Source organism: Hydrogenophaga sp. (assembly GCF_051007235.1).
GTDB lineage: Bacteria > Pseudomonadota > Gammaproteobacteria > Burkholderiales > Burkholderiaceae_C > Hydrogenophaga.
Window position 1 is genome coordinate 1 of the sequence record NZ_JBPCSJ010000371.1, and the last position, 1,738, is coordinate 1,738.

General features: G+C 68.5%; 2 protein-coding genes. One reads left to right on the forward strand and one right to left on the reverse strand.

Features of this window, described 5'->3' with window-relative positions; all coding sequences use genetic code 11:
• On the forward strand, positions 1-766 hold a 766-nt coding region (locus ACR2JA_RS13260), incomplete at its 5' end, for an RCC1 domain-containing protein (RefSeq protein ID WP_434009549.1).
• 38 nt (positions 767-804) lie between these two features.
• Here ACR2JA_RS13260 and ACR2JA_RS13265 read toward each other — a convergent pair.
• Entirely contained in the window at positions 805-1,713 is a 909-nt protein-coding gene (locus tag ACR2JA_RS13265; RefSeq protein WP_434009550.1) for a 5'-nucleotidase, read from the reverse strand.
• Positions 1,714-1,738 lie beyond the last annotated feature (25 nt).

Consider the following 1,738-nt stretch of genomic DNA (forward strand, 5'->3'; position numbering starts at 1 on the left):
CACCTGTGCGCTGCTGCAAGGCGGCAGCGTCAGCTGCTGGGGCAACAGCAACACCGGCATCGAACAGCTGGTGCCGGCGCCGGTGGCGGGCCTGAGCGGCGTCACCGCGCTGTCCTCGGGCTACGGCCACCACTGCGCCGTTCTGAGCGCTGGTGGCGTGCGCTGCTGGGGCGACAACAACGACGGGCAACTGGGCAACGGCAGCCAGACCGATGCGGCCAGCCCGGTGGTGGTTTCGGGCATCGCCAACGCAGTGGCCGTGGCCGCGGGCTCACGCCACAGCTGTGCGCTGCTGGCCGACGGCGGCGTGCGTTGCTGGGGCTACCGCGGCATCAGCACAGGCTTTGGCACGGTGCGCAGCGGCCTCATGGGCGATGGGGGCACCGGCGTGACCCCCGCACTGACGCCAGTGACGGAGACCGGTATCGGCACTGCGGTGGCGCAGGTCACCGGGTCTGCCCACACCTGTGCCCTGCTGCAGGACGCCAGCGTCTGGTGCTGGGGCGCCAAGGGCCATGCCCGTGGCCAGACCGATTCGAACGACGTGGCCCTGGCGCCCGTGCAGGTGGTGGTGACCGGTGCCGTGAACGCGCTCGCACTGGGCGACGACCACACCTGCGTCTCGCTGGCCAGTGGCGGCGTTCAATGCTTGGGCTCGGGCTTTCAGGGGCAATTGGGTACAGGTGGCCAGTCGAACGAACAGAACCCCAACCCCTCGCCCTATCCCGCCTTTTCGATCACACCGCTGTCGGTGCTGTTCCCCTGAGGCGTGGGGTCACACCAGGGTACAGATGCACGGGGTGTTCAGGCCAGCGGTGGGCCGTTCGACACCCCGCTCGCCACATGCCCGCTGGGCCCGTGCATCGACGCGTGTTCGATGTGACCGGTCTGGTCGTCGAAGAAGAAGTCGGGCTCGAATTCGCGCAGGAATTCACCTTTGGGCAGGCCGCCCAGGAACATGGCCTCATCGACCTCGATGTCCCAATCCATCAGCGTGCGGATGGCGCGCTCGTGCGCCGGCGCGCTGCGCGCGGTGACCAGCGCGGTGCGGATGCGCATGGCGTTCGTGCCCTCGGTTTGCAGGCGGTGCAGGGCTTCCAGCAAGGGCTTGAACGGTCCGCCCTGCAGTGGTTGCCCCGCGTGGCTGGCTTCGTGTGCCTGGAACGCGCTCAGGCCCTGTGACTGGTAGACACGCTCGGCCTCGTCCGAGAACAGCACCGCGTCGCCGTCAAACGCGATGCGCACCTCGTGCGGGTGCGCGTCGCTCGCATGCACCGACTGCGGGTACACCTGTGCGGCGGGCACGCCCGCGTCCAGCGCGGCGCGCACATCGGCCAGGTGGGTGGAGAGGAACAGGTTGGCGCGCAGCGGCCGCAGGTAGCGCCAGGGCGGCTGCCCGCGCGTGAAGCTGCCGCGCTGGATGGGCAGGCCGTAGTGCTGCGCCGAGCGGAACACCCGCATGCCCGAGACCGGGTCGTTGCGCGAGAGGATCACCACCTCCACCCGCTGGGCTTGTTCATCGTTGAAGGCCAGCAGCTTCTTCACCAGCGAAAACGCCACACCCGGCGCGGCGGGCACCTCCAGCCGGTCCAGCTGCAGCTTCATGTACGAACGGTCGTCCCCGGTCTCGAACAGCCGGTTCTCCTCTTCAAAGTCGAACAGCGCCCGCGAAGAAATCGCAACGACAAGCTGGCCATCAAGTGTCACGGGCATAGGGAAAGCTCTCCGAGTGAGGTGT

Coding starts and splice junctions, on each gene's coding strand:
- ACR2JA_RS13265 (WP_434009550.1), bottom strand. CDS start 1,713: ATGCCCGTGACACTTGATGGCCAGCTTGTCGTTGCGATTTCTTCGCGG.